Here is a 228-nt window from a genome sequence, read left to right as displayed (position 1 = left end):
CGACCGTTTCCCCGGCCTCAACACGTTGGTGCCGATCCAGTTCTTCGGTCTGTGCTTTGCGGCGCTGATGCTGGCGCTCGTCGTCGTTGCCCGCATCGCACGGTCGGGTTTCGGCCTGGCGCTCAACGCGGCGCGCCAGAACGAGGCCCGCGTCCGCGCGGTCGGCATCGAGCCCTACCGGTTGCGGCTCGCCGCTTTCGTGATCTCGGGCGCGATCACCGGGCTTGC

Annotated in this window: 1 protein-coding gene; it reads left to right on the top strand. The window is 69.3% G+C overall.

The annotated features are described in order from the left end of the window. A partial coding sequence (locus NLM59_RS11690; RefSeq protein WP_407986291.1) for an ABC transporter permease subunit occupies positions 1 to 228 on the top strand: 228 nt, incomplete at both ends.

The organism is Profundicola chukchiensis, from assembly GCF_029664245.1.
GTDB classification, from domain to species: Bacteria; Bacteroidota; Bacteroidia; order Flavobacteriales; family Weeksellaceae; genus Profundicola; species Profundicola chukchiensis.
Note: the sequence above shows the minus strand (reverse complement) of the source record. Positions and strands in the feature narration are given on the sequence as shown.